This window comes from Acidovorax sp. 22279, from assembly GCF_052045435.1.
In the GTDB taxonomy this organism is placed as follows: Bacteria; Pseudomonadota; Gammaproteobacteria; order Burkholderiales; family Burkholderiaceae_C; genus Acidovorax; species Acidovorax delafieldii.
The window spans coordinates 306,275-330,940 of record NZ_JBQEOV010000002.1 but is presented as its reverse complement, the minus strand read 5'-3'; the positions used below and the strand labels follow the sequence as shown (position 1 = coordinate 330,940).

At 64.5% G+C, this 24,666-nt stretch carries 20 protein-coding genes; 12 read left to right on the top strand and 8 right to left on the bottom strand.

The window, feature by feature from the left end:
- Positions 1-30: 30 nt before the first annotated feature.
- The 3 genes from ACTJKQ_RS04305 to ACTJKQ_RS04295 all read right to left on the bottom strand — a co-directional run bounded on the left by ACTJKQ_RS04305 (position 31) and on the right by ACTJKQ_RS04295 (position 3,065).
- The gene (locus tag ACTJKQ_RS04305) at positions 31-585 is read right to left on the bottom strand and encodes a GNAT family N-acetyltransferase (protein WP_440596118.1); all 555 of its coding nucleotides are present in this window, start codon (positions 583-585) and stop codon (positions 31-33) included.
- Between the two features lie 25 nt (positions 586-610).
- The gene (gene dusA / locus ACTJKQ_RS04300) at positions 611-1,612 is read right to left on the bottom strand and encodes a tRNA dihydrouridine(20/20a) synthase DusA (RefSeq protein ID WP_440596117.1); all 1,002 of its coding nucleotides are present in this window, start codon (positions 1,610-1,612) and stop codon (positions 611-613) included.
- A gap of 283 nt (positions 1,613-1,895) precedes the next feature.
- Entirely contained in the window at positions 1,896-3,065 is a 1,170-nt protein-coding gene (locus tag ACTJKQ_RS04295) for an alkane 1-monooxygenase (RefSeq protein WP_440596116.1), read from the bottom strand.
- A 322-nt stretch (positions 3,066-3,387) separates the two neighbouring features.
- Between ACTJKQ_RS04295 and ACTJKQ_RS04290 the strand changes: the two genes are divergently transcribed.
- Positions 3,388-3,975: a lysophospholipid acyltransferase family protein gene (locus ACTJKQ_RS04290; protein WP_440596115.1), complete on the top strand. Its 588-nt coding sequence runs from the start codon at positions 3,388-3,390 to the stop codon at positions 3,973-3,975.
- Positions 3,976-4,154: 179 nt separating this feature from the next.
- On the opposite strand, the gene ACTJKQ_RS04285 is transcribed toward ACTJKQ_RS04290, so the two are convergent.
- Positions 4,155-4,604, bottom strand: a complete 450-nt coding sequence (locus tag ACTJKQ_RS04285; RefSeq protein ID WP_056744925.1) for an Lrp/AsnC family transcriptional regulator — start codon at positions 4,602-4,604, stop codon at positions 4,155-4,157.
- Positions 4,605-4,772: 168 nt separating this feature from the next.
- On the opposite strand from ACTJKQ_RS04285, the gene ACTJKQ_RS04280 reads away from it, so the two are divergent.
- The gene (locus ACTJKQ_RS04280) at positions 4,773-5,894 is read left to right on the top strand and encodes a saccharopine dehydrogenase family protein (protein ID WP_440596114.1); all 1,122 of its coding nucleotides are present in this window, start codon (positions 4,773-4,775) and stop codon (positions 5,892-5,894) included.
- 22 nt (positions 5,895-5,916) lie between these two features.
- On the opposite strand, the gene ACTJKQ_RS04275 is transcribed toward ACTJKQ_RS04280, so the two are convergent.
- Entirely contained in the window at positions 5,917-7,764 is a 1,848-nt protein-coding gene (locus ACTJKQ_RS04275) for an AMP-dependent synthetase/ligase (RefSeq protein ID WP_440596113.1), read from the bottom strand.
- A 411-nt stretch (positions 7,765-8,175) separates the two neighbouring features.
- Here ACTJKQ_RS04275 and ACTJKQ_RS04270 point away from each other — a divergent pair, with 411 nt between their 5' ends.
- Positions 8,176-9,339 (top strand): diguanylate cyclase, encoded by a 1,164-nt coding sequence (locus tag ACTJKQ_RS04270; protein WP_440596112.1) that lies wholly within the window; start codon positions 8,176-8,178, stop codon positions 9,337-9,339.
- Between the two features lie 51 nt (positions 9,340-9,390).
- Here ACTJKQ_RS04270 and ACTJKQ_RS04265 read toward each other — a convergent pair whose 3' ends face one another.
- Complete coding sequence (locus ACTJKQ_RS04265; protein WP_440596111.1) at positions 9,391-10,026, bottom strand: GntR family transcriptional regulator; 636 nt, start codon at positions 10,024-10,026, stop codon at positions 9,391-9,393.
- A 143-nt stretch (positions 10,027-10,169) separates the two neighbouring features.
- On the opposite strand from ACTJKQ_RS04265, the gene scpA reads away from it, so the two are divergent.
- The 9 genes from scpA (at position 10,170) to bioB (ending at position 20,273) form a co-directional block, all read left to right on the top strand.
- Entirely contained in the window at positions 10,170-12,338 is a 2,169-nt protein-coding gene (scpA, locus tag ACTJKQ_RS04260; RefSeq protein WP_056062678.1) for a methylmalonyl-CoA mutase, read from the top strand.
- Entirely contained in the window at positions 12,335-13,363 is a 1,029-nt protein-coding gene (meaB, locus tag ACTJKQ_RS04255) for a methylmalonyl Co-A mutase-associated GTPase MeaB (protein WP_440596110.1), read from the top strand. The genes scpA and meaB overlap by 4 nt, the downstream gene beginning before the upstream one ends.
- Before the next feature lie 35 nt (positions 13,364-13,398).
- The gene (locus ACTJKQ_RS04250) at positions 13,399-14,931 is read left to right on the top strand and encodes an acyl-CoA carboxylase subunit beta (protein ID WP_056062687.1); all 1,533 of its coding nucleotides are present in this window, start codon (positions 13,399-13,401) and stop codon (positions 14,929-14,931) included.
- Between the two features lie 15 nt (positions 14,932-14,946).
- The gene (gene imm45, locus ACTJKQ_RS04245) at positions 14,947-15,357 is read left to right on the top strand and encodes an Imm45 family immunity protein (protein ID WP_116749834.1); all 411 of its coding nucleotides are present in this window, start codon (positions 14,947-14,949) and stop codon (positions 15,355-15,357) included.
- 9 nt (positions 15,358-15,366) lie between these two features.
- Entirely contained in the window at positions 15,367-17,415 is a 2,049-nt protein-coding gene (locus ACTJKQ_RS04240) for an acetyl-CoA carboxylase biotin carboxylase subunit (RefSeq protein ID WP_440596109.1), read from the top strand.
- A 110-nt stretch (positions 17,416-17,525) separates the two neighbouring features.
- The gene (locus ACTJKQ_RS04235; RefSeq protein ID WP_056744910.1) at positions 17,526-17,996 is read left to right on the top strand and encodes a VOC family protein; all 471 of its coding nucleotides are present in this window, start codon (positions 17,526-17,528) and stop codon (positions 17,994-17,996) included.
- Positions 17,997-18,026: 30 nt separating this feature from the next.
- On the top strand, positions 18,027-18,395 hold the full coding sequence (locus ACTJKQ_RS04230) for a hypothetical protein (RefSeq protein ID WP_440596108.1): 369 nt from the start codon (positions 18,027-18,029) through the stop codon (positions 18,393-18,395).
- 90 nt (positions 18,396-18,485) lie between these two features.
- Positions 18,486-18,875, top strand: a complete 390-nt coding sequence (locus tag ACTJKQ_RS04225) for a phosphopantetheine adenylyltransferase (protein WP_440596107.1) — start codon at positions 18,486-18,488, stop codon at positions 18,873-18,875.
- A 354-nt stretch (positions 18,876-19,229) separates the two neighbouring features.
- Positions 19,230-20,273: a biotin synthase BioB gene (gene bioB, locus ACTJKQ_RS04220; protein ID WP_288852089.1), complete on the top strand. Its 1,044-nt coding sequence runs from the start codon at positions 19,230-19,232 to the stop codon at positions 20,271-20,273.
- 101 nt (positions 20,274-20,374) lie between these two features.
- Here the strand turns inward: bioB and ACTJKQ_RS04215 are convergent, their stop codons facing one another.
- Together ACTJKQ_RS04215 and ACTJKQ_RS04210 are read right to left on the bottom strand one after the other, a co-directional pair.
- Positions 20,375-21,565, bottom strand: coding sequence for a response regulator (locus ACTJKQ_RS04215; RefSeq protein ID WP_436077330.1), 1,191 nt, complete (start codon positions 21,563-21,565; stop codon positions 20,375-20,377).
- Positions 21,558-24,644 (bottom strand): response regulator, encoded by a 3,087-nt coding sequence (locus ACTJKQ_RS04210; protein ID WP_440596106.1) that lies wholly within the window; start codon positions 24,642-24,644, stop codon positions 21,558-21,560. The genes ACTJKQ_RS04215 and ACTJKQ_RS04210 overlap by 8 nt, the downstream gene beginning before the upstream one ends.
- Positions 24,645-24,666 lie beyond the last annotated feature (22 nt).

Sequence of the window (24,666 nt, the reverse complement as noted above, 5' to 3'; positions counted from 1 at the left end):
GGTCTGGCGAGCGCAGACAACTTTTCAGACTCAGCTGGCCACGATGGCCCAACGTTCATGGTCGCGCCACCGACCGTTGATCTTGAGGTAGCGGGGCGAAAACCCTTCTTGCTGAAATCCGCAGCTGCGGACCAGTGCGATGGATGCCTCATTTCCAGGCTGGATATTGGCCTCTAACCGGTGCAGCTTCAGTGTGCCAAAGGTATAGCGCAACAGATGCCGCAAGCCAATGCCCATCAGCCCCTGGCGCTCAAAGCCTGCAAAGACGTAGTAGCCCAGGTAGGCGCTGCGAAAGTCGCCCATCACGATCTGGGAAAGGTTGAAGACCCCTGCGATCTGCTCACTGCCATCATGCTGGTTCGGCGTACACACCAGCATCGCCCTGTGCATGGGCAGGTTCATTTGTGCGAGATAGCTGGCAAACGCTTCTGGGGTTGAAGGGGCAGAAGTCCAGGGCACGTGCAGCGTGCGGCTGCGCCGGGCCAGTGCAACAAACCTCGCGGCATCGGCCGCGACGGGCGGGCGTAAACATACCGGCACCGTGGACGAATTTTTCGCGCGCGTTTGCATGGCCGCCTGCGTCACAGTTCAGACCAGCCACTGATTCAGATCAGACCGACAACGCCGGTTGCGCGTGGGTGGTCTCCGGCTCCGACGCTCCACTGGCATAGGCCTGCATAGCCAGCGCATGCACTTCCCGCGCGGGGCGGTCCTTGAGCAGATGGTTGCTCCACACCTGGCGCCAGATACGGGCGCCGGGCAGGCTGTGGCGCAGGCCCAGCATGTGGCGGGCGATGTGGGGCCAGGGGGTGCCGTGCTGTGCGGCCTCGCGCTCCATGTATTCCACCATCGCCATCTCCACTTCCTCTCGGGTCAGGGGGCAGGGGGCGCCGCCGTAGTAGAGCTGGTCCCAGCGCGCCAGCCACCAGGGGTTGTGGTACGCCTCGCGGCCGATCATCACGCCGTCCAGGTGTTGCAGCTGCTCCTGCACCACCGCGTCGGCGGTGATACCGCCGTTGATGGCGATGGTGAACTGCGGAAACTCGGCCTTGAGGCGGTGGACCACCTCGTAGCGCAGCGGCGGGATGTCGCGGTTTTCCTTGGGGGAGAGGCCCTGCAGCCACGCGTTGCGCGCATGCACGATGAACACGGTGCACCCGGCCTCGGCCACAGTGCCGACGAAGTCGCGCACGAAGCCGTAGTCCTCCACCTTGTCGATGCCGATGCGGTGCTTGACGGTGACGGGCACGCTGACCACGTCCTTCATGGCCTTGACGCTGTCGGCCACCAGCTGGGGGGCCTTCATCAGGCTGGCGCCGAAGGCACCGCGCTGCACGCGGTCGCTGGGGCAACCGCAATTGAGGTTGATTTCGTCGTAGCCCCATTCCTCACCCAGCCTGGCGGCCTGGGCGAGCTTGTCGGGCTCGTTGCCGCCCAGCTGCAGGGCTACGGGGTGCTCTTCGGCGTTGAAGCGCAGGTGGCGCTCGGTGCCGCCATACAGGATGCCGCCCGCGTTCACCATCTCGGTGTACAGCAGGGTCTGGCGCGTCAGCAGCCGGTGAAAGTAACGGCAGTGGCGGTCAGTCCAGTCCATCATGGGGGCGACGGACATGCGCCAGGGGCTCAGGGTGGTTTCCACGGGCAAACAGCGAAGGCGGGGAGGGGAATGTTCTGCAGCAGAACGCCCCTCTGGTCGGGGGCGCTGCGGGGCTGCAGGTGCGAAACCCGCATTATCCCACTGGCTGCGTGAGGGGCGCCAGAGGAGGGTTTTGGGTCAGAACGGTCGCAGGTGCTAGTGCCGATTGTTCTGGGTGCTATCAATAGAGGAGTGCTGGAGGGGCGGTTGTCGGCCCGCAGGGTGCCCGAGCCCAGTCGCCAGCGCATTCACACTCGTTCTATCCCAGGTCCTGCAACCCGTATTTCCGCACGATCGCGGCCCGCTGGCGCGGGTCGATGTTGATGTGGGCGGCGTCGCGCCCCACCTGGGCCAGCAGGCGCGGGTCCATCACCCGGCGCCACAGGGGCGGCACATAGGCCAGCGTGAACATGCCGAAGTAGCCGATGGGCAGCTGCGGCACATCGTCAAAGTGCCGCAGAGATTGGTAGCGGCGCAGCGGGTGCGCGTGGTGGTCGGAGTGCCGCTGCAGATGGAACAGGGCCCAGTTGGAGAACACGTGGTTGCTGTTCCATGAATGCTGCGGGCGGCAGGGTTCGTAGCGGCCGCTGGCGTCCTTTTGCCGCAGCAGCCCATAGTGCTCGACATAGTTGGCCGAGGTGAGCTGAAAGTTGGCCCAGAAAGACGCCACCAGCAAAAACGGCAGGATGACCACGCCCAGCCACAGCGCCAGCCCTGCCCACAGCAGCACCGTGATGAGCGCGGGCTGCAGGATCTCGTTGTGCCACGACAGCAGCGGCAGGTGCTGGCGGGCCAGGCGGTCTATTTCCAGCGCCCAGGCGCGGCGTGCGGCGCCGGGCATCTCGCGCAGCACAAAGCGGTAGATGGACTCGCCCATGCGCGACGAAGCCGGGTCGGCCGGTGTGGCCACATCGCGGTGGTGGCCCCGGTTGTGTTCGATGAAGAAGTGCCCGTACGCCGTGGGCGCCAGCACCAGCTTGGCCAGCCAGCGCTCCAGCGGCGTGTTCTTGTGGCCCAGCTCGTGCCCCAGATTGATGCAGAACCCGCCCACCGTGCCCGTGGTCAGCACCATCGCCAGCACGCCATGCCAGGGCAGGGGCTGCGTGGCCACCCACCAGGCGCTGAAGATGAAGGCCGCCCACAGCACCGGCACCAGCAGGAAGGTGATGCGGCGGTAGTAGCGGTCGTCTTCGAGCGCAGGCACGGCGGATTCGGGCGGGTTGCTCTGGTCCACGCTCAGCATCCCGTCGAGCAACGGGGCGACGAGGTAGAAAAACGCCACCGGCGCCCACAGCACCAGCGGTTCGCCGGTCCATGCCATCAGTGCCGGGCCTACGCCCACGGTGCAGGGCACCACCAGGGACAGCAGCCATGCGTACCGCTTGCGGTCGCGGTAGGGCGGGGTGGTGGGCAAAGGTGATTGCAGCATGGGGCGGCAGCGACAACGCGGACCTGCTGGTGGTGCATTCTGGACCGGTAGAGATCCAACGCCAGTTTTATTTGGCATGGCGCCTTTACTCCGGCAATTGGAGCAAAAATGGCTGGTAGCGCTAGTGTTGATTGTCCTGGGCGCTATGAAATTGGGAGTAATCTGCAGGGGCGCATGCAAGCTGCGGCGGCTCCACTTTGCCTTGCGTCAAGGCGGGACATTGGCACGATCAGCGATACTCGCGGCGCTCTCGATGCCTGTGGAGCCAAGCGCCCACTGCCTGTTTCAGCGCCCCGGGCTCCGTTCTGTCACCCCTTTTCCCATGCACCACACCATTTTTGACACGCCGGTTGTCAACACGCTCCTGCGCGCTTTTTCCCGCTTCACCCTGCGCATCACCGGCTGGAAGGTCGAGGGCGTCTTGCCAGCCCATGCCGCCAAAAGCGTGCTGATCGCCGCACCCCACACCAGCAACTGGGACTTGCCGTACACGCTGATGCTGGCGTTTTCGCTGCGCCTGCGGGTGTACTGGATGGGCAAGCACAGCCTGTTCAAGGCGCCTTTTGGCGGGGTGATGCGCTGGCTGGGCGGCATCCCGGTGAACCGGGAGCAGGCGAACAATTTGGTGGCCAGCTCGGCCCAGGCCATGCGGGAGGCCGAAGGCCCCATGCAGCTCATCGTGCCGCCCGAAGGCACGCGCGGCAAGACGCGGCACTGGAAGACAGGCTTTTATTACATCGCCCAGCAGGCCGGCGTGCCCATCGTGCTGGCCTTTGTGGACTACGGCCGCAAGGTCGGCGGCTTGGGCCCGGTGTTTGAGCCCACGGGCGATGTGGATCGTGACATGGCGCGCATCAAGGCGTTTTATGCGCCGATCCGGGGCAAGAATCCGACGCAGTTCGAGGCCTGATTCACTGGTTGTAAAAATAGCCACTATCGCTTGATAGATAAGGGCTGGTAGCTTCAGTATCCATAGCGTTCAGCGCTTGATTTTGAGCGCGCTGGTGGCTATTGGCGCAGCGTCCCCCGTCCCGAATCGCGCAGCGAGCCGAGAAAAGGGGGAAGCGGCGTAAGCCGCTCAGGGGGATGTCACCCTACCTGTCGTCGGTCGATCTTGCGGCTGAGCACGATGCTGGTCTGCGTCTGGTGCACGCCCTCCAGCTGGCCGACCTTGTCGAGCAAGGTGTCGAGCTGCTCGTGGCTGGCGCAGCGCAAGAACACCAGGTAGTCAAACGGCCCGCTCACGGCCGACACCTCTTCAACCTCTGCCATGGCCTCCAGCGCGCGCAGCACGGCGGGTGCTGCCTTGGGCAGCACGCTGATGCTGCACCAGGCCCGCACGGTGGTGGCGTCAAGCCGTGTACCCAGCCGCACCCCGTAGCCAGCCACCACACCCGAACGTTCCAGCCGCGCGATGCGCGCCACCACGGTGGTGCGGGCCAGGCCAAGCTTGCGCGCCAGCGTGGCCGTGCCCTCACGCGCATTGGCCTGCAGCAGGCTGAGCAATTGCCGGTCGGTGTCATCCAGGGCCTGGGTCATGCGCATTTCCTCAAAAAGTCATAACGCCCATCATATTCGCCGTTATGGCAAAACAAAGAACCGCTTTCGACGTTTTGAACGCTACACATTGACAGCGCTGTTGCCTAGCATCAAGGCATCCACAACACCTCTCCGTCATGTGCGGAGAGCACTACCGGGAGCACTGCCATGACCACCTTTGACATTTCCTCGCACTCCACCTCCCGCCGCCCCATCACCATCCTGGGGGCGGGCCACATCGGCTTTGCCATGGCGCTCTTGCTGCAGCGGTCGGGCGACTACGACATCCTGGTGGTGGACCGCGACCCGGTGCGGCTGGCCGAGGTGGCAACTTTGGGTATTTCCACCCGATTGACCACAGATGACGCGAGCCTGCAGGCCGCCATCGACGGCCGCTTCGCCGTGCTGAACGCATTGCCGTTCCATCGCGCCGTGCCCGTGGCCACGTTGTGCGCACGCGCAGGTGTGCATTACTTTGACCTGACCGAGGACGTGGCCAGCACCCAGGCCATCCGCGCCCTGGCAGCCAAGGCCCACAGCGTGCTCATGCCGCAATGTGGCCTCGCCCCGGGCTTCATCGGCATCGTGGGCAATGACCTGGCCCGGCGTTTTGACACCCTGCACACGCTGCGCATGCGCGTGGGGGCGCTGCCCCGCTACCCACAGGGTGCCCTGCGCTACAACCTGACCTGGAGTACCGAGGGCCTCATCAACGAGTACTGCAACCCCTGCGAAGCCATTGTGGACGGCGTGCGCACCACGGTGCCCGCGCTGGAGGGGCTGGAAACCTTTGCGCTGGACGGCGTGGAGTACGAGGCCTTCAACACCTCGGGCGGGCTGGGCACGCTGACAGAAACCTTGGCGGGCAAGGCGCGGCAGGTGGACTACCAGTCCATCCGCTACCCGGGCCACAACGCCATCCTCAAGCTGCTGCTCAATGACCTGCGCCTGCGGGACCGGCGCGATCTGCTCAAGGACATTCTGGAAACCGCCATTCCCACCACGGACCAGGACGTGATCGTGGTGTTTGCCACCGCATCAGGCCTCAAGGGCGGGCGGCTGGTGCAGGACTCGTACTCGGCCCATATCGTGGGCACGCAGGTGGCTGGGCGCACGCTGAGCGCCATCCAGCTCACCACGGCCGCAGGCATCTGCACGGCGCTGGACCTGGTGGCGCAAGGCAAGTTGCCGCAGCAGGGCTTTGTCGGGCAGGAGTCCGTGGCGCTTGCGGACTTTCTGGCCAACCGCTTTGGTTCCGCCTACGCCCGGGAGGGCGAGCTGGTGCTTTGAGGGAGCCTGGGCAGACCGGGGTTCAGCGCCCCGGCTTCTGGTACATGCCCTCAATGGCCTCGGCAAAGTGCGCCATCAGGTTGTTGCGCTTGAGCTTGAGCGTGGGCGTCATGAAGGTGTTTTCAATCGTCCAAGGCGTGAGCGTCAGGTGCACCGTGCGCGGCACGGCATAGCGGGCAAAGCTGGCGGTGTTCTTTTCGATGCGCGCCAGCACAGCACGGTGCACGCTGGGGTGGTTCAGGCTGTCAGCGGCCTGGGGGTTCAGGCCCAGGTCGGCCGCCAGGCGCTGCCACTCGCCCGGGTTCAGCACGGCCACACAGGCGATGAAGGGGCGGTTTTCGCCCACCACAAACGCCTGCTCCAGCAGCGGGTCGGCCAGCAGGGCCAGTTCCAGGTCGCCCGGCGGGATCTTTTCGCCGGTGGATGTGACAATGATTTCCTTGATGCGGCCCTTGATGTGGATGCGGCCATTCACGATGTCGGCCTGGTCGCCGGTGCCCAGCCAGCCGTCGGTGCTCAGGATGCGTGCGGTGTCTTCGGGGCGCTTCCAGTAGCCCTTCATCACGATGGGGCCGCGCACCTGCAGCTCGTGGTTGTCGCCGATACGCACTTCCACACCGGGCAGGGCCTTGCCCACGCAGGCGGGGTCGTTGTCGTCCAGTGCGTTGACCGACACCACCGGTGCGGTCTCAGTCATGCCGTAGCCCTGCACCAGCGGCAGGCCCAGGCCCAAGAAGCACTTGGCAATGGTGGGCGATAGCGGCGCGCCGCCGCTCACCGCCACCCGCACGCGGCCACCAAACTGGGCCAGCAGCGGCTTGGCGACCAGCGCCTGCAGCAGGGGCCAGGGCAGGGCGGCCATCCAGCCTGCGGCCTGGCCTTCGCTGGCTGCCGGGGCGGGCAGGCCTTGCGCGGCACAGAAGCGGGCCCAGCCCTTGTTCTGCGCGGCCTCGTACAGCTGCATCTTCCAGGGCTTGGGCGAGAGTTTTTCGAGCAGCTTGGCGTGGATACGTTCGTAGATGCGCGGCACCGACACCAGTACGGTGGGTCGCACGGTCTTCAGGTCATCGGCCAGTTGCGCCACCGAGCGTGCATAGGCCACGCAACTGCCCGCCGCAATCGGCAGGTAGTAGCCGCCCGTGCGCTCGAAGGTGTGCGACAGCGGAAGGAACGACAGGAACACGTCGTCCACCGTGGGGGCGATGCGGTCGAGCACCGCCTTCACATCGCTGACCACGTTGCGGTGCGTGAGCATCACGCCCTTGGGCTTGCCCGTGGTGCCCGAGGTGTAGACGATGGCCGCCAGGTCGTCTGCACCGGGTGGTGTGGGCGCTGGGGCTGCACCGGCCCCCGCCAGCCACTGCGTTAGCGAGCCCACGGCGGGGCCATCGCCCGAAGCGGCGGTGGGCGCGAAGGTTGAAGTGTCGTCGTCGGTGATCACCACCGCCCGCAGGGCCGGGAACGGCGTGCCCACGGCGCGGATCTTTTCCCACTGCTCGGCCTGGCCCACGATGAGCATCGAGGCTTCGCAGTCGGCCAGGATGTAGGCAATGCTGCCGGGGTTGTCGATGGCGTGCAGGGGCACGGGCGCGCAGCCCGTGGCCAGCGTGGCCTGGTCGGCGCACATGGCGTGCAGGCCATTGGGCAGCAGGATGGCCACGCGGGCGGCAGGGGGCAGTTGCAGCGCAGCCAGGGCTTGCGTCCAGGTGGCGATGCGCCCTGCGGCTTGCTCCCAGGTCAGGCTCATCCAGGATTGGGTGGTGGGGTCGAAGGCGCGGTACGCCTCGGCATTTGGGGTGCAGGCAGCGCGGTAGGCGAGGAGCTGGGGCAGCGTTTGCACGCTGGCGATATCGGAGGGGATGGGAGACATGGAACCTGCGGTGAAGGCTGTGCGCGCCAAAGGCGCAAAGCCTCAGTGAAAACCCGCAGAATCATACCGATCGAACCTGCTGGAAACGCCGGTGCCGAGACCTCTTGTGTTGCAAATGGTGCGTTCCGATTTTCGGAATGCTCCGCGCCTGTGTTTTGGCGCAGCCCTCTGCCAGAGCCCGTACATTGGCGCGCTGTGGGGCGGGTCGCTGTGCTTTCTCCGCAGTGCGTTGGGTGACGCCAAGGGGTTCGGTCGACCCCCGGAGCCGGGCTGCCGAAGAGCATTCGCACGATGCGCGGGCTGATTGCAAGCCGGGTCGGCCACAATGTCCCACCTTCCGCCGATATGAAAAGGGGAGGCCACCTCGTCGTTCACCACCCCGCCGCAAACCGCCATTTCGCCCCCGCCGCCATGGATCCCGTCACCATCTTCATTGTTGCCACGCTGATGATGCTGGCCAACGGGTGGGTGCTGGGCCTGATGCGCAAGAGCTTCCCTGTGGCCTTGCGCAACTGCACCGAAACCTGGCGCATCGCTACGCTGCTGCTGGCCGGCAGTGCCGTGATGTACGCGTCGCGCGACCAGATGCCTCTGGGGCTGGCGTCGCCGCTGGCCAACGGGCTGGTGCTGTTGGGGTGCACGGGTTACTGGCGTGCGCTAAGGCAGTTTTATGGCCTGCCGGATCTGCGCTGGATGTTGGCCCCGGCTGCGGTGGGCATCCTGGGAATACTCTGGTTCGCGGTTCTCCGGCCGGACACGCGCATGCGTGTGGTCATTCTTTCGACCTGCTGCGTGTTCTTGCTGCTGGCAAGCTTTGTGTTGCTGGTGTCGCAGAAATCACCCGATGGTGCGCACAGCCGCCGCGTGATGGCGAGCCTGTTTGCCTTTGTGGCGGGGTTCACAGTGTTTCGGGCGGCTTATTTTTTGGGGCGTGGCATCAGTCCGTCCTTTGACATCACGGGCGATGGGGCCTGGATCAACATGGCCAGCCCCATGATCACCGCATTGCTGCCCGTGGTGGGGACGACGGCCTTTTTGCTCATGTGCTCCGAACGCATTGGCCGCCAGTGGGAGCTGGCAGCCTCCACCGACTACCTCACCGGCCTTCCCAACCGCCGCACGCTGGTCACGGTGGGGGAGCGGCGATTTGCCGAGAGGCCGCAACAGGCAAGCGGTCTGGCCCTGGCTGTGATCGATATCGATCACTTCAAGGCCATCAACGACTGCCATGGACATGAAGTGGGGGATGTGGCGCTGCGGCATGTGGCCGTGCACCTGCGCACAGCATGCCGAGGCAGCGATCTGGCGGCACGCCATGGTGGCGAGGAGTTTGTGGTGCTGTGGGAGGGGCTGGACACTACAGCCGCCCTGATGGCCGGTGAGCGCCTGCGTGCACTGGTGGCCGGGGAGCCTCTGAATGCGGGCGGGGTGTTCATCCCCATGACCATTTCCATGGGGGTGGCCGCGGCAAACGCAGGGGACCGGAGTTTTCACGACCTGCTGCGCCGGGCCGACGAGGCGCTCTATGCCGCCAAGGCCGGTGGGCGCAACCGCGTGGAGCAGGCCAAGAACTGAGCCGACACAGCTTAAGCCCGCGACAAGCGGGCTTGTGCTGGCGGCTTCCAATCAGGTCGCCGCTTCCAGCCCCTGCGCAAAATGCGCCTGCATGGCCTTCACCGTGCCCTTGGCATCGCGCCCCACCATCGCAGCCAGGATGGCGCGGTGTTCGCCCAGCGAATCCTCGATGCGCCCTTGTTTGAACAAGGAGTTGTGGCGGTTGAGCTTCATCACCTTGCGCAGGTCGGCCACCATCTGGCTGCGCCAGCGGTTGTCGGCCATCTCCAGCAGATGCATGTGAAAGCGTTCGTTGACGGCAAAGAATTTTTCGCGATCAGCCACGGCGGCTTCCAGCTCGGCGTGCAGGTCCTGCAGCGTTTTCAACTGCGCCTCGGTGGCGTGTTCGGCCACCACACCGGCGGCGTCGCTCTCGAGCAGGCTGAGCAGGTGGTAAACATCGCGCAGGTCTTTTTCGCTCATCTCCGTCACATAGGCGCCACGGCGCACCTTCATCGTGACCAGGCCTTCAGCGGCCAGCACCTTCAGCGCCTCGCGCAGGGGCGTACGGCTGATGCCGAATTCCTCGGCAATCTTGAGTTCGTCAATCCAGCTGCCCGGCTCCAGTTCGCGCCGGAAGATGCGCTGGCGCAATTGCTCGGCCACTTCTTCGTAGAGCGCGCGGGGAGTAAGGGTGAGGGCAGACATGGGGTGGATTGTAAGCTGGGCGGAATATTTTGAATCAATAATTATGAATGATGTAAACTCGCCGCCACACCACTGCACCTGTGCGGTCACCGCCTGTGCGCTGTGTTGGACGCCCCAACGCCATCTTCGGAGTAGCTTTTGCCATGAGTGACAACCCCACCAACAACGCCCCAGAGTTCGCCGCGTCTTCGCTGGAAGCCTGGGCCAAGGCCGCAGCCAAGTCGGCGCCGGGGGGCGATGTCAGCGCCCTCAACTGGGTCACGCCCGATGGCATCACCGTCAAGCCGCTGTACACCGCCGAAGACACGGCCAGCCTGCCGTACGCCAACACGCTGCCGGGTTTTGAACCCTATCTGCGCGGCCCCCAGGCCACCATGTATGCGGTGCGCCCCTGGACCATTCGCCAATACGCAGGCTTTTCGACCGCTGAAGAATCCAACGCCTTCTACCGCAAGGCCCTGGCTGCGGGCGGGCAGGGCGTGTCGGTGGCGTTCGACCTGGCCACCCACCGGGGTTACGACAGCGACCACCCCCGCGTGACGGGCGATGTGGGCAAGGCCGGGGTGGCGATCGACTCGGTCGAGGACATGAAGATCCTGTTCGACCAGATCCCGCTGGACAAGGTCAGCGTATCGATGACCATGAACGGCGCGGTGTTGCCCGTGCTGGCGGGCTATGTGGTGGCGGCAGAAGAGCAGGGCGTCTCGCAAGACAAGCTCTCCGGAACCATTCAGAACGACATTCTGAAAGAGTTCATGGTGCGCAATACCTACATCTACCCGCCCAAGCCGTCGATGAAGATCATTGGCGACATCATCGAATACACGGCCAAGAACATGCCGAAGTTCAACTCGATCTCGATCAGCGGCTACCACATGCAGGAAGCTGGGGCCAACCAGGCACTGGAGCTGGCCTTCACCCTGGCCGACGGCAAGGAGTATGTGAAGACTGCCATCGCCAAGGGCATGGACGTGGACGAGTTCGCCGGGCGTCTGTCGTTCTTCTGGGCGATTGGCATGAACTTCTATCTCGAAGTCGCCAAGATGCGCGCCGCGCGCCTGCTGTGGTGCCGCATCATGAAGGCCACGGGCGCCAAGAACCCCAAGAGCCTCATGCTGCGCACGCACTGCCAGACCTCGGGCTGGAGCCTCACCGAGCAGGATCCCTACAACAACGTGGTGCGCACCACCATCGAAGCCATGGCGGCCGTGTTTGGCGGCACCCAGAGCCTGCACACCAACAGCTTTGACGAAGCCATTGCGCTGCCCACCGAGTTCAGCGCCCGCATTGCGCGCAACACGCAGCTCATCATCCAGGAAGAGACCCACATCACCAATGTGATCGACCCCTGGGCCGGCAGCTACATGATGGAGAAGCTGACCCAGGACATGGCCGACGCGGCCTGGAAGATCATCGAAGAGGTCGAGGCCATGGGTGGCATGACCCAGGCCGTGGACAGCGGCTGGGCCAAGCTCAAGATCGAAGCTGCTGCCGCCGAGAAGCAGGCGCGCATCGACAGTGGCAAGGACGTGATCGTGGGCGTCAACAAGTACAAGCTGGCGAAGGAAGACCCGGTCGACATCCTGCAGATCGACAACATGAAGGTGCGCGACGGCCAGATCGCTCGTCTGCAAAAGATCCGTGCAACGCGCGATGCCGCCAAGGTGCAGGCAGCGCTGGATGCGCTGACCGCCGCCGCAGAGAGTGGCGAGGGCAACCTGCTCGATTTGTCCATCCAGGCTGTGCGTCTGCGTGCCACAGTGGGCGAGATCAGCGATGCGCTGGAGAAGGTTTTTGGGCGCCACCGCGCCGATACGCAAAAGGTGACCGGCGTGTACGCAGCTGCCTATGACTCGGCCGAAGGCTGGGACAAACTCAAGACCGAAATCAACGCCTTTGCCGAAGAACAAGGCCGCCGCCCTCGGGTCATGATTGCAAAATTGGGCCAGGACGGACACGACCGGGGCGCCAAGGTGGTGGCCACCGCGTTTGCCGACCTGGGCTTTGACGTGGACATGGGCCCGCTGTTCCAGACCCCCGAGGAATGTGCCCGCCAGGCCATCGAAAACGACGTGCACGCCGTGGGTGTGAGCACGCTGGCTGCAGGCCACAAGACGCTGGTGCCAGCCATCATTCAGTCGCTCAAGGACCAGGGTGCGGACGACATCATCGTGTTCGTGGGCGGGGTGATTCCGGCGCAGGACTACGATTTCTTGTATGAGTCGGGCGTCAAGGGCGTGTACGGCCCCGGCACACCCATTCCCGCCAGCGCCAAGGATGTGCTGGAGCAGATTCGCAAGGCGGTGGCGTGACACCTGCGGCGCTTCTTGACGGGGTGGTGCAGGGCACAGCGGCGGTGCAACGCAGGGCCATGTCCAAAGCCATCACGCTGCTCGAATCCACCCGCACTGACCACCGCGCGCAGGCGGACGAGCTGCTCACCGCGCTGCTCCCGCACACCGGCAAAGCTTTCCGCCTCGGCATCAGCGGCGTGCCCGGCGTGGGCAAATCCACCTTCATCGAAGCCCTGGGCTTGTACCTGATCGGCCAGGGCCACCGCGTGGCCGTGCTCACCATCGACCCCTCCAGCACCGTCTCGGGTGGTTCTATCCTGGGCGACAAGACGCGCATGGAACACCTGTCGGTGCACGAAAAGGCCTACATCCGCCCCAGCCCGTCGAGCGGCACGCTGGGCGGAGTCGCAGAGAAGACCCGCGAAGCCATGCTGGTCTGCGAGGCGGCGGGTTACGACGTGGTCATCGTCGAGACCGTGGGCGTGGGCCAGAGCGAGATCGCGGTGGCTGGAATGACGGACATGTTTGTGCTGATGCAGCTGCCCAACGCGGGCGACGACCTGCAGGCGATCAAGAAGGGTGTGATGGAGATTGCCGATCTGGTGGTCATCAACAAGGCCGACATCGACAAGAACGCTGCCACGCGCGCCGAGGCGCAGATCACATCGAGCCTGCGTCTGCTCAGCCAACACGGCAACCCCGAGAACGCGCACCACGACGAAACGCTGTGGCACCCGAAGGTAGTGCAAATCAGCGCGCTGCTGGGGCAGGGCGTAGACAGCTTCTGGGCCGCTGTCACGCAATTCCGCCAGCTGCAATCCGCCAACGGCCGCCTGGCCACGCGGCGCGAGAAACAGGCGCTGTCCTGGATGTGGGAGCGCATCGACGCGGGCCTCAAGCTCGCTTTTCGCCAGCACCCGCAGGTGCGCGAGCTGCTGCCCCAGATGCAGGCCGACGTGGCCGCCGGACGCATCGCAGCATCCACTGCAGCACGAAATCTGCTGCTAGCGCAATCCAATCATGCGCTGGCAGCTATCAAATAAATAGTAGACACCAACCCATTCACCAAAGGACGACCATGCAAGACATCCTGGATCAACTGGAGAAAAAGCGTGCGCTGGCACGCCTGGGCGGCGGGCAAAAGCGCATCGATGCGCAGCACGCCAAGGGCAAGCTCACGGCGCGCGAGCGCATCGAGCTGCTGCTGGACGACGGCACGTTCGAGGAATGGGACATGTTTGTCGAGCACCGCTGCACCGACTTTGGCATGGAGGACAACAAGATCCCCGGCGACGGTGTGGTGACGGGCTACGGCATGATCAATGGCCGCCTGGTGTTCGTGTTCAGCCAGGACTTCACGGTGTTCGGCGGCGCACTCAGCGAAACCCACGCCGAAAAGATCTGCAAGGTGATGGACCAGGCCATGAAGGTCGGTGCACCGGTCATCGGCCTCAACGACTCCGGCGGCGCGCGCATCCAGGAAGGCGTGGCGTCGCTGGGCGGCTATGCCGATGTGTTCCAGAAGAACGTGCTGGCCAGCGGCGTGATTCCGCAGATCAGCATGATCATGGGCCCCAGCGCTGGGGGCGCCGTGTACTCGCCCGCCATGACGGACTTCATCTTCATGGTGAAAGACAGCTCGTACATGTTCGTGACAGGCCCCGAAGTGGTGAAGACCGTGACGCACGAGGAAGTCACCGCCGAGGAACTGGGCGGCGCCGTGACGCACACCACCAAGAGCGGTGTGGCCGACATGGCGTTCGAGAACGATGTGGAGGCGCTGATGATGCTGCGCCGCCTGTACAACTACCTGCCGCTCAACAACCGCGAAAAAGCCCCGGTGCGCCCCAGTAACGACCCGGCCGACCGCATGGACCTGAGCCTGGACACCCTGGTGCCCGAGAACCCCAACAAGCCCTACGACATGAAGGAACTGATCCTCAAGACCGTGGACGATGGGGACTTCTTCGAGCTACAGCCCGAGTACGCCAAGAACATCCTGATCGGCTTTGCCCGCATGGAAGGCCAGACCGTGGGCATCGTGGCCAACCAGCCGCTGGTGTTGGCGGGCTGCCTGGACATCAAGAGTTCCATCAAGGCCGCGCGTTTTGTGCGCTTTTGCGATGCGTTCAACATCCCCGTGGTCACGTTCGTGGACGTGCCCGGCTTCATGCCCGGCACCAGCCAGGAGTACGGCGGCATCATCAAGCACGGCGCCAAGCTGCTGTACGCGTATGCCGAGTGCACCGTGCCCAAGATCACCGTCATCACCCGCAAGGCCTACGGCGGTGCGTACGACGTGATGAGCTCCAAGCACCTGCGCGGCGACGTGAACCTGGCCTGGCCCAACGCAGAAATCGCCGTGATGGGCGCCAAGGGCGCGGTGGAAATCATCTTCCGCGAGGACAAGAACGACCCCGTGAAGCTGGCTGCGCGCGAGGCCGAATACAAGCAGCGTTTTGCCAACCCGTTTGTGGCCGGTGCACGCGGCTTTATCGACGACGTGATCCTGCCGCACGAGACACGCAAGCGCATCTGCCGCTCGCTGGTGATGCTGCGCGATAAGAAGCTGGAAAACCCATGGCGCAAGCACGGCAACATTCCGCTGTGATCTGAGAGCTTGAGCATGGACACCGCTGATCTTCAGCCTCAAATTCGTGCCGATTGGCAGCCGCTGTCGCAGTTGGTGGTGCCAGGGCTTTGGCGCGGAACTGTGCTTCGAATTACGGCTGCTCAGTGGCCATACGAGCCAGTCGTTGATTTGATGTGTCTGGAGTCACGGGTCTCCGATTGCGGTTTGAGTTTGATTGTCTGTACGGGGCAAAAAGCTGGGCTTACGCTGATCGAACTTCCTCTGGAAGCGAAGTTTCAGCCTGACGCAAGCTCTTTGTCTGTTGAATGGCTCAGGGCGAATTGGGGACGATGGATCTATCCAGAATGCTCGGTGGAGCAAGTTCTGGTGATTCCTCAATACCCAAGCAATATGTGTATCAACCACCGCGAAGCCGCCGCTTCGCGGGACCTCCAAGTTGAGTAGGGCAAAGCAATGTTTACAAAAATTCTCATCGCCAACCGTGGCGAAATCGCCTGCCGAGTGATTGCAACGGCCAAGAAAATGGGCATCGCCACCGTCGCCGTCTACTCCGACGCCGACAAGGAAGCCCGCCACGTCAAGCTGGCCGACGAGGCCGTGCACATTGGTGCCGCGCCCAGCCGCGAGTCGTACCTGCTGGTCGACAAGATCATTGCGGCCTGCAAGCAGACGGGCGCGCAAGCGGTACACCCCGGCTATGGCTTCCTCTCCGAGAACGAAGCCTTCGCCAAACGCTGCGAGGACGAAGGCATTGCCTTCATCGGCCCCAAGGCGCATTCCATTGCGGCCATGGGTGACAAGATCGCGTCCAAGAAGCTGGCCAACGAAGCCAAGGTCAACACGATTCCTGGCTACAACGACGCCATCTCGGGCCCCGAGCAGGCGGTGGAGATCGCCAAAGGCATTGGCTACCCCGTGATGATCAAGGCCTCGGCCGGGGGCGGCGGCAAGGGCCTGCGCGTGGCGTTCAACGACAAGGAAGCGTTTGAAGGCTTTGCCAGCTGCCAGAACGAGGCCCGCAACAGCTTTGGCGACGACCGCATCTTCATCGAGAAGTTTGTGCAGGAGCCGCGCCACATCGAGATCCAGGTGCTGGGCGACAGCCACGGCAACGTGATCTACCTGAACGAGCGCGAGTGCTCCATCCAGCGCCGCCACCAGAAGGTGATTGAAGAGGCGCCATCGCCCTTCATCAGCGACGCCACCCGCAAGGCCATGGGCGAGCAGGCCGTGCAGCTGGCCAAGGCAGTCAAGTACCAGAGCGCGGGCACGGTGGAGTTCGTGGTCGGCAAGGACCAGGACTTCTACTTCCTCGAAATGAACACCCGCCTGCAGGTGGAGCACCCGGTGACGGAGTGCATCACCGGCCTCGACCTGGTGGAGCTGATGATCCGCGTGGCGGCGGGTGAGAAGCTGCCCCTCACGCAAGCCGATGTGAAGCGCGACGGCTGGGCCATTGAGTGCCGCATCAACGCCGAAGACCCTTTCCGCAACTTCCTGCCGTCCACCGGCCGCCTGGTGCGCTTCCAGCCGCCGGAGGAGTCGATGTTCCAGTCCGATACGACCAAAAAATTGGGCGTGCGGGTGGACACGGGCGTGTATGAGGGCGGCGAGATCCCCATGTACTACGACTCGATGATCGCCAAGCTCATCGTGCACGGCACGGACCGCAACGATGCGATTGCCAAGATGCGCGCGGCGCTGAACGGCTTTGTGATTCGCGGTATCAGCAGCAACATCCCGTTCCAGGCCGCGTTGCTGGCGCACCCCAAGTTCGTGACGGGCGACTTCAACACCGGCTTCATCGCCGAGAACTACGGCAAGGGCTTCCATGCCGAAGACGTGCCGCACAGCGACCCGCTGTTCCTGGTGGCGCTGGCCGCGTTCATGAACCGCCGCTACCGTGCACGCGCCTCCGGTATCAGCGGCCAACTGGCCGGCCACGAGGTGAAGGTGGGGGAGCAGTTTGTGGTGGTCACGCTGGGCGCCGAAGGGCAGAACCAGCACCACGAGGTGACGGTGTCCGACTTTGAAGACAAATCGGGCTCCAGCGCAATCAGCGTGGGCTGCAATAGCTATCAGATCAGTAGCACCGCCACGCTGGGCCAGATCCGCGTGCAGGGCGCATGCAACGGCCAGGGCTTCACGGCCCAGGTGGAGCGCGGCGTGGGCAAGAACCCGCTGGCGCTGCGCATTGCGCACAACGGTACGCAGATCGATGCGCTGGTGCTGTCGCCGCTGGGTGCCAAGCTGCACAAGCTGATGCCCTTCAAGGCGCCGCCAGATCTGTCCAAGTTCCTGCTCTCTCCCATGCCCGGCCTGCTGGTCGATGTGGCGGTGCAGCCGGGCCAGAAGGTGCAGGCTGGTGAAAAGCTGGCGGTGATCGAGGCCATGAAGATGGAGAACATCCTCTTTGCCGCGCAAGATGGCGTGGTGGGCAAGATCACGGCGGGCAAGGGTGAATCGCTGGCGGTGGACCAGGTGATCCTGGAATTCCAGTGATCCCAAGGGTCCCACAACCCATCCAGAGGGGCCTTGCGCCCCTTTTTTAGTCTTTTTAGCCGCTAGCGCTAGAAGAATATGCGCTGGTAGCTATCAAATCAGGAGTAATCATGAGCACAACCCCACGCCCCTTCAAGGTCCTGGGCATCCAGCAGGTGGCCATTGGCGGCACCGACAAGCAGCGGATGAAGACGCTGTGGGTGGACATGCTGGGGCTGGAGCAGACCGGCACTTTCCAGAGCGAGCGCGAGAACGTCGATGAAGACATCCTGGCCATGGGCAAAGGCGCCTTCAAGGTGGAGGTGGACATCATGCAACCGCTGGACATCGACAAGAAGCCCGCCGTGCACACCACGCCGCTCAACCACATCGGCCTGTGGATCGATGACTTGCCCAAGGCGGTGGAATGGCTCACGGCCAAAGGAGTGCGCTTTGCGCCCGGCGGTATCCGCAAGGGGGCGGCGGGCTACGACATCACGTTTTTGCACCCCAAGAGCAATGACGAGTTTCCCATTGCGGGCGAAGGCGTGTTGATCGAACTGGTGCAGGCACCGGCGGATGTGATCGCCGCGCTGGGCTGAACCCCAACACCACAGCCCGCTGTCGCACCCATGGTTTCGCTCCAGCGTACGTTGCAGGCCGGCGCCAAGGTGAGCGCCCTGCTGGTCCTCGCACTGGCAGGGCAGGGCGGTGGGGCTGCAGGTGGCACGGGTGCATATCCGCTCGACTGGGGCCGGGCGGGGGAAACCCTGCAGTACCGGTCCTGCGGCTGCGCGGACCGCTGCTGGGTGGCGGAAGTGAAACACCAGCGGTCCCGCAAGACCCTGGCCTCCCTGCGATGTGACTGCGAGCGCCTGTTCGGTCGCGTCGGCAGTAGCGGCGCTGAGGTGGAGCACAGTCCGAGCTGTTCTGCCATCGACGACGCAGACAACAAGCCCCGCGCCATCCGCGAGGCGCTGGAGCAGATGCTGGGGCGCTGAACAGCGCGGCGTCCATGACCTGGGGCGTCATGGTCACCGGGCCCGGCGGGGGCTACAACGGCGGCACCTTGTCTTTGGTGTCGCCTGCCCATGCAAAAAATTGCTTCTCTGGCCTTGCTGCTCGCAGGTGCCATTCACCTGATTCCCTTGATCGGCGTGCTCGGCGCAGAGCACTTGGCCAGACTCTACGGCGTGGCCCCTTCCGATCCGAACACGCTCATCCTGCTGCGGCACCGCGCTGTGCTGTTCAGCATCGTGGGTGGGCTCTGCATGATGGCGGCGTTCAAGCCCGGCTACCAGTGGTTGGGCCTTTTCGTTGGCGCGGTCAGCACCCTTTCTTTCTTGCTGCTTGCATGGCTCACCGGCGGCTTCAATGCGCATTTGCAGCGCGTGGTGGTGGCTGATGGCCTGGCCCTGGCGTGCCTGGTGGCGGGCGCTGGGGCCTTGAGCTGGTCTGGCCGGGGTGCAACGAGCGGCTAACTTTCATGAACGTCGGAGCCTGCGAGGTGGCACGGGCTGAAAGATAGAAGCCAAAGCCGCCGGTTGTCAGCCCGTTGCTTTGGCGGTTTTGGTGGTGGTTTCAACATGCTCTCTAAAGTGGTCAACAGTCGGCTTTTTTACCGTTCTCGCACAGTGAGATGGCGGCTGTTGAGCACGGGGAAATAGTGGCACCTTTTGTGACCATGTTGAGAGCAGTTGTGCCGAAATCTCCTTCAAAATCATGGTGATAGCGATGCAGGGCGGTGCTCCGGAAGACTCTGGAGTGGCGCCTTGTGTGATCACCGACGCAATGCCTGGTGCTTGCAGCAGCAGGCTCTTGAAAGGACCCCACCCATGGCCAACGCAACCCTCTCCGCCCCGCAGCCCATCCAGGTCCATCGCCCCGTCCCTGCGCAGGTCGTGCAGGGACAATGGTCGGTGGAGGCCATCCAGGCGCTGCTCGACAAGCCCCTGATGGACCTGCTGTTCGAGGCACAAACCGTGCACCGCCAGCATTGGCCTGCGGGCGACATCGAGCTGGCCACGCTGCTGTCGGTCAAGACCGGCGGCTGCCCAGAAAACTGCGGCTATTGCCCGCAGGCGGCCGAGTTCGACACCGGGGTCAAGGCCGACAAGCTCATGGAGGTGGATGAGGTGGTGCGCGCCGCCCAGGCCGCCAAGGACGCGGGCGCCACGCGCTTTTGCATGGGTGCCGCCTGGCGTGCGCCCAAAGACCGTGACATTGAAAAAGTCAGCGCCCTGATTGGCGCGGTGAAGGGCCTGGGCCTGCAGACCTGCGCCACGCTGGGAATGCTCGAATCGCACCAGGCGCAGGCGCTGAAAGAAGCCGGGCTGGACTACTACAACCACAACCTGGACACGGCCCCCGAGTACTACACCGATGTGGTCAGCACCCGCGCCTACCAGGACCGGCTGGACACGCTGCAGCATGTGCGCAGCGCAGGCATCAGCGTGTGCTGCGGCGGCATCGTGGGCATGGGCGAAGCGCCCGTGCACCGTGCGGGCCTGATTGCGCAGCTGGCCAACCTGCAGCCGTACCCTGAGTCGGTGCCCATCAACAGCCTGGTGCGCGTGCCTGGAACGCCTTTGGCCGACAGCGAGCCCATCGACCCGTTTGACTTTGTGCGCGTGATTGCCGTGGCCCGCATCACCATGCCCAAGGCCCGGGTACGCCTCTCTGCCGGGCGCCAGCAAATGGGTGAAGCGGTGCAGGCGCTGTGCTTCATGGCAGGGGCCAATTCGATCTTTTATGGTGACAAGCTGCTGGTGACTGGCAACCCAGATGTGGAAGCCGACGTGCAACTGCTGGCCAAGCTGGGGCTGAACGGCCACCGCACCACGACCACCACCCTCGACGGGCACAGCCACAGCGCTTGATGTCCCCCGACGCGGCGGCGTGCTTCTGCTGGAGTCCGCTGCGACGTCACCGAATGCCGTGCCTCCGTGCTGCGCTACGGTAATGCGCGGGACACAGCCATTCAGAGCGGCTCTTCGCGGGAGGTCAGTTCGATGCGCTCCATGGGCAGATCGGCGGCCAGGCGGTCCACCTGGGCCAGCCGTGCAGGCTCGGCATCGGCAAACTGCTGGGCAATGCGCCGGAACTCCTCGGACAGGGTAAGGAAGGCATCGACCATGTCGGGGTCGAAGTGGCTGCCCCGGCCGTCGCGAATGATCTCTACCGCCTGCTCGTGGGAGTACGCGGGCTTGTAGACGCGTTCGGAAATCAGTGCGTCGTACACGTCTGCCACGGCCATCAGCCGCGCTGACAGTGGAATGGTGTTGCCCACCAGGCTTTCGGGGTAGCCCGAGCCGTCCCATTTCTCCTGGTGGCTATAGGCGATCTCCTTGGCATACCGGAAAAACGGGTTGTCCTGTGTGGTCCCCGTCTCGGCCGCGATGATGGCGTCGCGCCCCAGCGTGGTGTGCGTCTTCATGATCTCGAACTCTTCCGGCGTGAGCTTGCCGGGCTTGAGCAGGATGCGGTCGGGGATGCCCACCTTCCCGATGTCGTGCAGCGGGGCGGACTTGAAGATGGTCTCGATGGCGGTGTCGGTCAGCTCGTCCTTGAAGCGCGGGTGGTTTTGCAGGTGGCGGGCCAGCGCTTCCATGTAGTGCTGCGTGCGCCGGATGTGGTTGCCCGTTTCGTTGTCGCGCGTTTCGGCCAGCGAGGCCATGGCGCGGATCGTGGCGTCCTGCAGCTCGGCCATCGCCCGGGTGCGGTTGGCGACCTCTTGCTCCAGAAAGTGGTTGTGCTGGGCCAGGAAGTCGCGCGCGCGCTTGAGCTGCAGGTGGTTGCGCACCCGGGCCATCACGATGGCCGGGTTGATGGGTTTGGTGATGTAGTCCACCGCGCCCAGCTCCAGGCCAACGCTTTCGTCATCGGCCGCGCTCATGGCGGTGAGGAAGATGACAGGGATGTCTTCGGTGTCGGGGTTGAACTGCAGGCGGCGCAGCACCTCGTAGCCATCCATGTCCGGCATCATGATGTCCAGCAGGATCAGGTCGGGCTTGCTGTCGCCCGCCACGATCTGCAGGGCGCGCTCGCCACTGGGCGCAAGCTTGACCTTGTAGTCGGTGCGCAGGAGGTCGCTCATCAGCGAGAGGTTGTCGGGCGTGTCGTCTACGACCAGCACCGTGCATTTGCCGCTGGGTGCGAATGGGCTATTCATGGACCGGGTCCTCCTTGTTGTCATTGTGCGCCTCGGGGGCCTGGCGCAGTATGGCCAGTGCCTCCACAAAGTCGTAGCTGTCCAGCGATCGCTTCATCTGGCCATATGCCGGCCCCAGCAGGGCCTGCAGGGTGGGCGTGGATTGCCTGAAGATTTCAATGGCGTCGGAATCGTCGTCGGACAGCAGTGCGTCAAGCTGCGCCACCAGTGCACGCGCAGCGGAGGCGTCGATCTGCAGGCCAGGCGCAGCGTCCGCGCCCGCAACCTCCTCTGCGGGCAGGGCCTGCTGCAGCGCCATGACCAGCGCCTGGCAAGCCGCTTCCACGGGCTCCAGCAGTGGCTCTGCCAGCTCGGGCGAGGCCTTCTGGGCGATGGCTTCTTCCGCACGCTGTGCCAGGGCTGCCAGCGCGGTGGCGCCAATGGTGCCGGCCGTGCCTTTGAGCGTGTGCATGGCGCGCTGGGCCTCGTCGTGTAGCCCGGCAGCCAGGGCAGTACGGGTGGCTTGGACCGCCTGCGCTTGCCCCGCCACAAACTTGCGCAGCAGGCCTTCGTAGGCAGGCCGTTTGTCCAGCACACGCCGCAGGCCGGCAGTCGCGTCGAGCCCTGGGACGCGGCGCAGGGCGTCATCGGCGGGAAGCGCGGCTGTGGAGTGGGGCGCTGTGTCGGAGTTGGAAGGGGCGCCAGCTGGCTGCCCCTGAGGGTCTCCGCCTTCGCGGTCAGCCTCGTCCGCACCGGTGGCTCGGGGTGCAATCCATTGCAGCAGGGCAGCAAACAGTTCGTCCGGGTCGATGGGTTTGGCCAAGTGGCCGTTCATGCCCGCCTCCAGGCACAGGTCACGGTCGCGGCTCATGGCGTTGGCCGTCATGGCCACCACGGGCAGCTGGGCCCAGGACGGGTTCTGGCGCAGGTGCCTGGTAGCGGTCAGGCCGTCCATCACGGGCATTTGCATGTCCATCAGCACCAGGTCATAAGGGGCTTGGGCGAGCATGTCCAGCGCCACCTGCCCGTTCTGGGCCACATCCACCACCAAGCCAGCGCCGCTCAGCAGCTCGGCGCCCACCTGCTGGTTCAGGTCGTTGTCATCCACCAGCAGCACCCGTGCGCCAGCAATGGCGGAAAGGTGCGCAGCGCGCCGGGGTGTTTGTGTGCCACGCCCGTCGGACGACCGGACCTGCCCGCCCAGCGCCTGCATGGCGGCATCAAAAAGTTGCGAGGGGCTGACGGGTTTGGACAGCATCAGCTGCAGCCCGGCGCGTTCCAGTTCGCTTTGCACATCGTCGCGGCCTGCTGCGGTCACGATGACCGTGAGTGGCGGGTGCTGCAGGCGAGCAAGTGCGCGGTGGGTGTCAAACCCGTCCATGCCGGGCATCTTCCAGTCCACGAATGCGATCTCGCAGGGGCGACCGGCCTGTTCGGCGGCGCGGGCCTGGGCCACCGCCTCCTCGCCGGAAGAGGCCGTGGTGACCGCAAAGCTCATGCGGGCCAGCATCTCGCCCAGGATATGCCGGGCCTGCTCGCTGTCGTCCACTACCAAGACATGCCGCCCGCGCAGATCGGGGGTGGGCAGCAGGGGGGCATGGCTGGGGTTGCCCAGCCCGAGACGGGCGGTAAACCAGAAGGTGCTTCCCACCCCAGGCTGGCTTTCTACCCCCACTTCGCCGCCCATCAAGCCGGCCAGCTTCTTGGAGATGGCCAGCCCCAGCCCGGTGCCGCCGTATTTGCGCGTGGTGGAGGTGTCGGCCTGTTCGAACGAGCGAAACAGCCGCAACTGCTGCTCAGAGGTCAGGCCGATGCCGGTGTCTTGCACCTCAAAGCGCAGCAGGACTCCGGTGTCGTCGCGCGACGTTTCGGTGACGCGCACGATGATTTCGCCCTTGTCGGTGAACTTGACGGCGTTGTTGGCGTAGTTCACCAGGATCTGTCCCAGGCGCAACGGGTCGCCGCGCAGGTCGTCGGGCAGGGCCGGGTCCACATCGAACAGCAGCTCCAGACCCTTGTGCGCGCATTTGTCGCTGACCAGGTTGGCCACGTTGTCCAGCACGCCACGCAGGTCAAAGTCCACCACCTCCACTTCGAGCTTGCCCGCCTCGATCTTGCTGAAGTCCAGGATGTCGTTGATCAGGCCGAGCAGATGCTGGCCGGAGCGCTGGATCTTTTCGACATAGTCACGCTGGCGCGGTGTGAGGTCGGTGCCCAGGGCCAGGTGGCTCATGCCGATCACCGCGTTCATGGGGGTGCGGATCTCGTGGCTCATGTTGGCCAGGAAGTCCGACTTCATCTGCGAGGCGTCCTCCGCACGGGCGCGGGCAATCTCCAGCTCGTCCTCATGTTCGCGCAGGGCTGCGTTGACCTTTTGCAGTTCCACCGTGCGCTCGGCCACGCGCGCCTCCAGCACCTCCTCGTTGCGCTTAAGGGCATCGACCAGCTCGTTCTGCGCCGCCATGGCCTGGGCCGTGGCCTTTTCGCGCTGAAGGAACTGCCGCGCCATGGCAAAGGCGAGCAAAAACGTGAGCAGGGCCTGGAATGCAGTGAGCCCGGTGGTCAGCAAAGTCTGGTGTTTGACCTCGGCGTTGCGGGAATCGCCCAGCAGGGCCGACACGCGCGAAGCGCTGAGCGACAGCTCTTGCACCGTCTCACGCAGGCCGTCCAGCTCGGTGCGCAGGCGCCGCATGTTGGTCTGGCTGGAGAGGGCATCCACACTGGCGCCAAAGTAGCTGTCGCCCGCTGCCACAAACCGCTGCAGGGCGGCCAGCGCATTGCTGTAGATGGGCTCGTCCTGCATCAGCGTGCGCGAGGTGCCGCTTTCCAAGGCGCTGAATCGGCTCAGGAAAAGGTCATACCGCAGCTCCAGCCGGTCCATGGTGATGCTGGTGGGGTCCAGCTCGAACTGGTGCAGCGCATGGTCCAGCTTTTCATATTCCACATTGAGCTGCAAGAACGACCACAGCGCATTCACATCGCCGCGCCGCATGACGGCCTCCACGCTGCGGTACTGGCTGTATTGCACCGCTGCAATGGCTACATAAGCCAGCACCAGCCCCGCAATGATGAGCCGCAGGATGTGTTGGCTGCGCAGCATACGGGTGGGCCGGGGCGGGGAG

What these genes read in the sequence shown, in the direction of transcription:
- dusA (WP_440596117.1), bottom strand. Translation starts at nt 1,612, where the DNA reads ATGTCCGTCGCCCCCATGATGGACTGGACTGACCGCCACTGCCGTTAC.
- ACTJKQ_RS04295 (WP_440596116.1), bottom strand. Translation starts at nt 3,065, where the DNA reads ATGCTGCAATCACCTTTGCCCACCACCCCGCCCTACCGCGACCGCAAG.
- ACTJKQ_RS04290 (WP_440596115.1), top strand. Translation starts at nt 3,388, where the DNA reads ATGCACCACACCATTTTTGACACGCCGGTTGTCAACACGCTCCTGCGC.
- ACTJKQ_RS04285 (WP_056744925.1), bottom strand. Translation starts at nt 4,604, where the DNA reads ATGACCCAGGCCCTGGATGACACCGACCGGCAATTGCTCAGCCTGCTG.
- ACTJKQ_RS04280 (WP_440596114.1), top strand. Translation starts at nt 4,773, where the DNA reads ATGACCACCTTTGACATTTCCTCGCACTCCACCTCCCGCCGCCCCATC.
- ACTJKQ_RS04275 (WP_440596113.1), bottom strand. Translation starts at nt 7,764, where the DNA reads ATGTCTCCCATCCCCTCCGATATCGCCAGCGTGCAAACGCTGCCCCAG.
- ACTJKQ_RS04270 (WP_440596112.1), top strand. Translation starts at nt 8,176, where the DNA reads ATGGATCCCGTCACCATCTTCATTGTTGCCACGCTGATGATGCTGGCC.
- ACTJKQ_RS04265 (WP_440596111.1), bottom strand. Translation starts at nt 10,026, where the DNA reads ATGTCTGCCCTCACCCTTACTCCCCGCGCGCTCTACGAAGAAGTGGCC.
- scpA (WP_056062678.1), top strand. Translation starts at nt 10,170, where the DNA reads ATGAGTGACAACCCCACCAACAACGCCCCAGAGTTCGCCGCGTCTTCG.
- ACTJKQ_RS04250 (WP_056062687.1), top strand. Translation starts at nt 13,399, where the DNA reads ATGCAAGACATCCTGGATCAACTGGAGAAAAAGCGTGCGCTGGCACGC.
- imm45 (WP_116749834.1), top strand. Translation starts at nt 14,947, where the DNA reads ATGGACACCGCTGATCTTCAGCCTCAAATTCGTGCCGATTGGCAGCCG.
- ACTJKQ_RS04240 (WP_440596109.1), top strand. Translation starts at nt 15,367, where the DNA reads ATGTTTACAAAAATTCTCATCGCCAACCGTGGCGAAATCGCCTGCCGA.
- ACTJKQ_RS04235 (WP_056744910.1), top strand. Translation starts at nt 17,526, where the DNA reads ATGAGCACAACCCCACGCCCCTTCAAGGTCCTGGGCATCCAGCAGGTG.
- ACTJKQ_RS04230 (WP_440596108.1), top strand. Translation starts at nt 18,027, where the DNA reads ATGGTTTCGCTCCAGCGTACGTTGCAGGCCGGCGCCAAGGTGAGCGCC.
- ACTJKQ_RS04225 (WP_440596107.1), top strand. Translation starts at nt 18,486, where the DNA reads ATGCAAAAAATTGCTTCTCTGGCCTTGCTGCTCGCAGGTGCCATTCAC.
- bioB (WP_288852089.1), top strand. Translation starts at nt 19,230, where the DNA reads ATGGCCAACGCAACCCTCTCCGCCCCGCAGCCCATCCAGGTCCATCGC.
- ACTJKQ_RS04215 (WP_436077330.1), bottom strand. Translation starts at nt 21,565, where the DNA reads ATGAATAGCCCATTCGCACCCAGCGGCAAATGCACGGTGCTGGTCGTA.
- ACTJKQ_RS04210 (WP_440596106.1), bottom strand. Translation starts at nt 24,644, where the DNA reads ATGCTGCGCAGCCAACACATCCTGCGGCTCATCATTGCGGGGCTGGTG.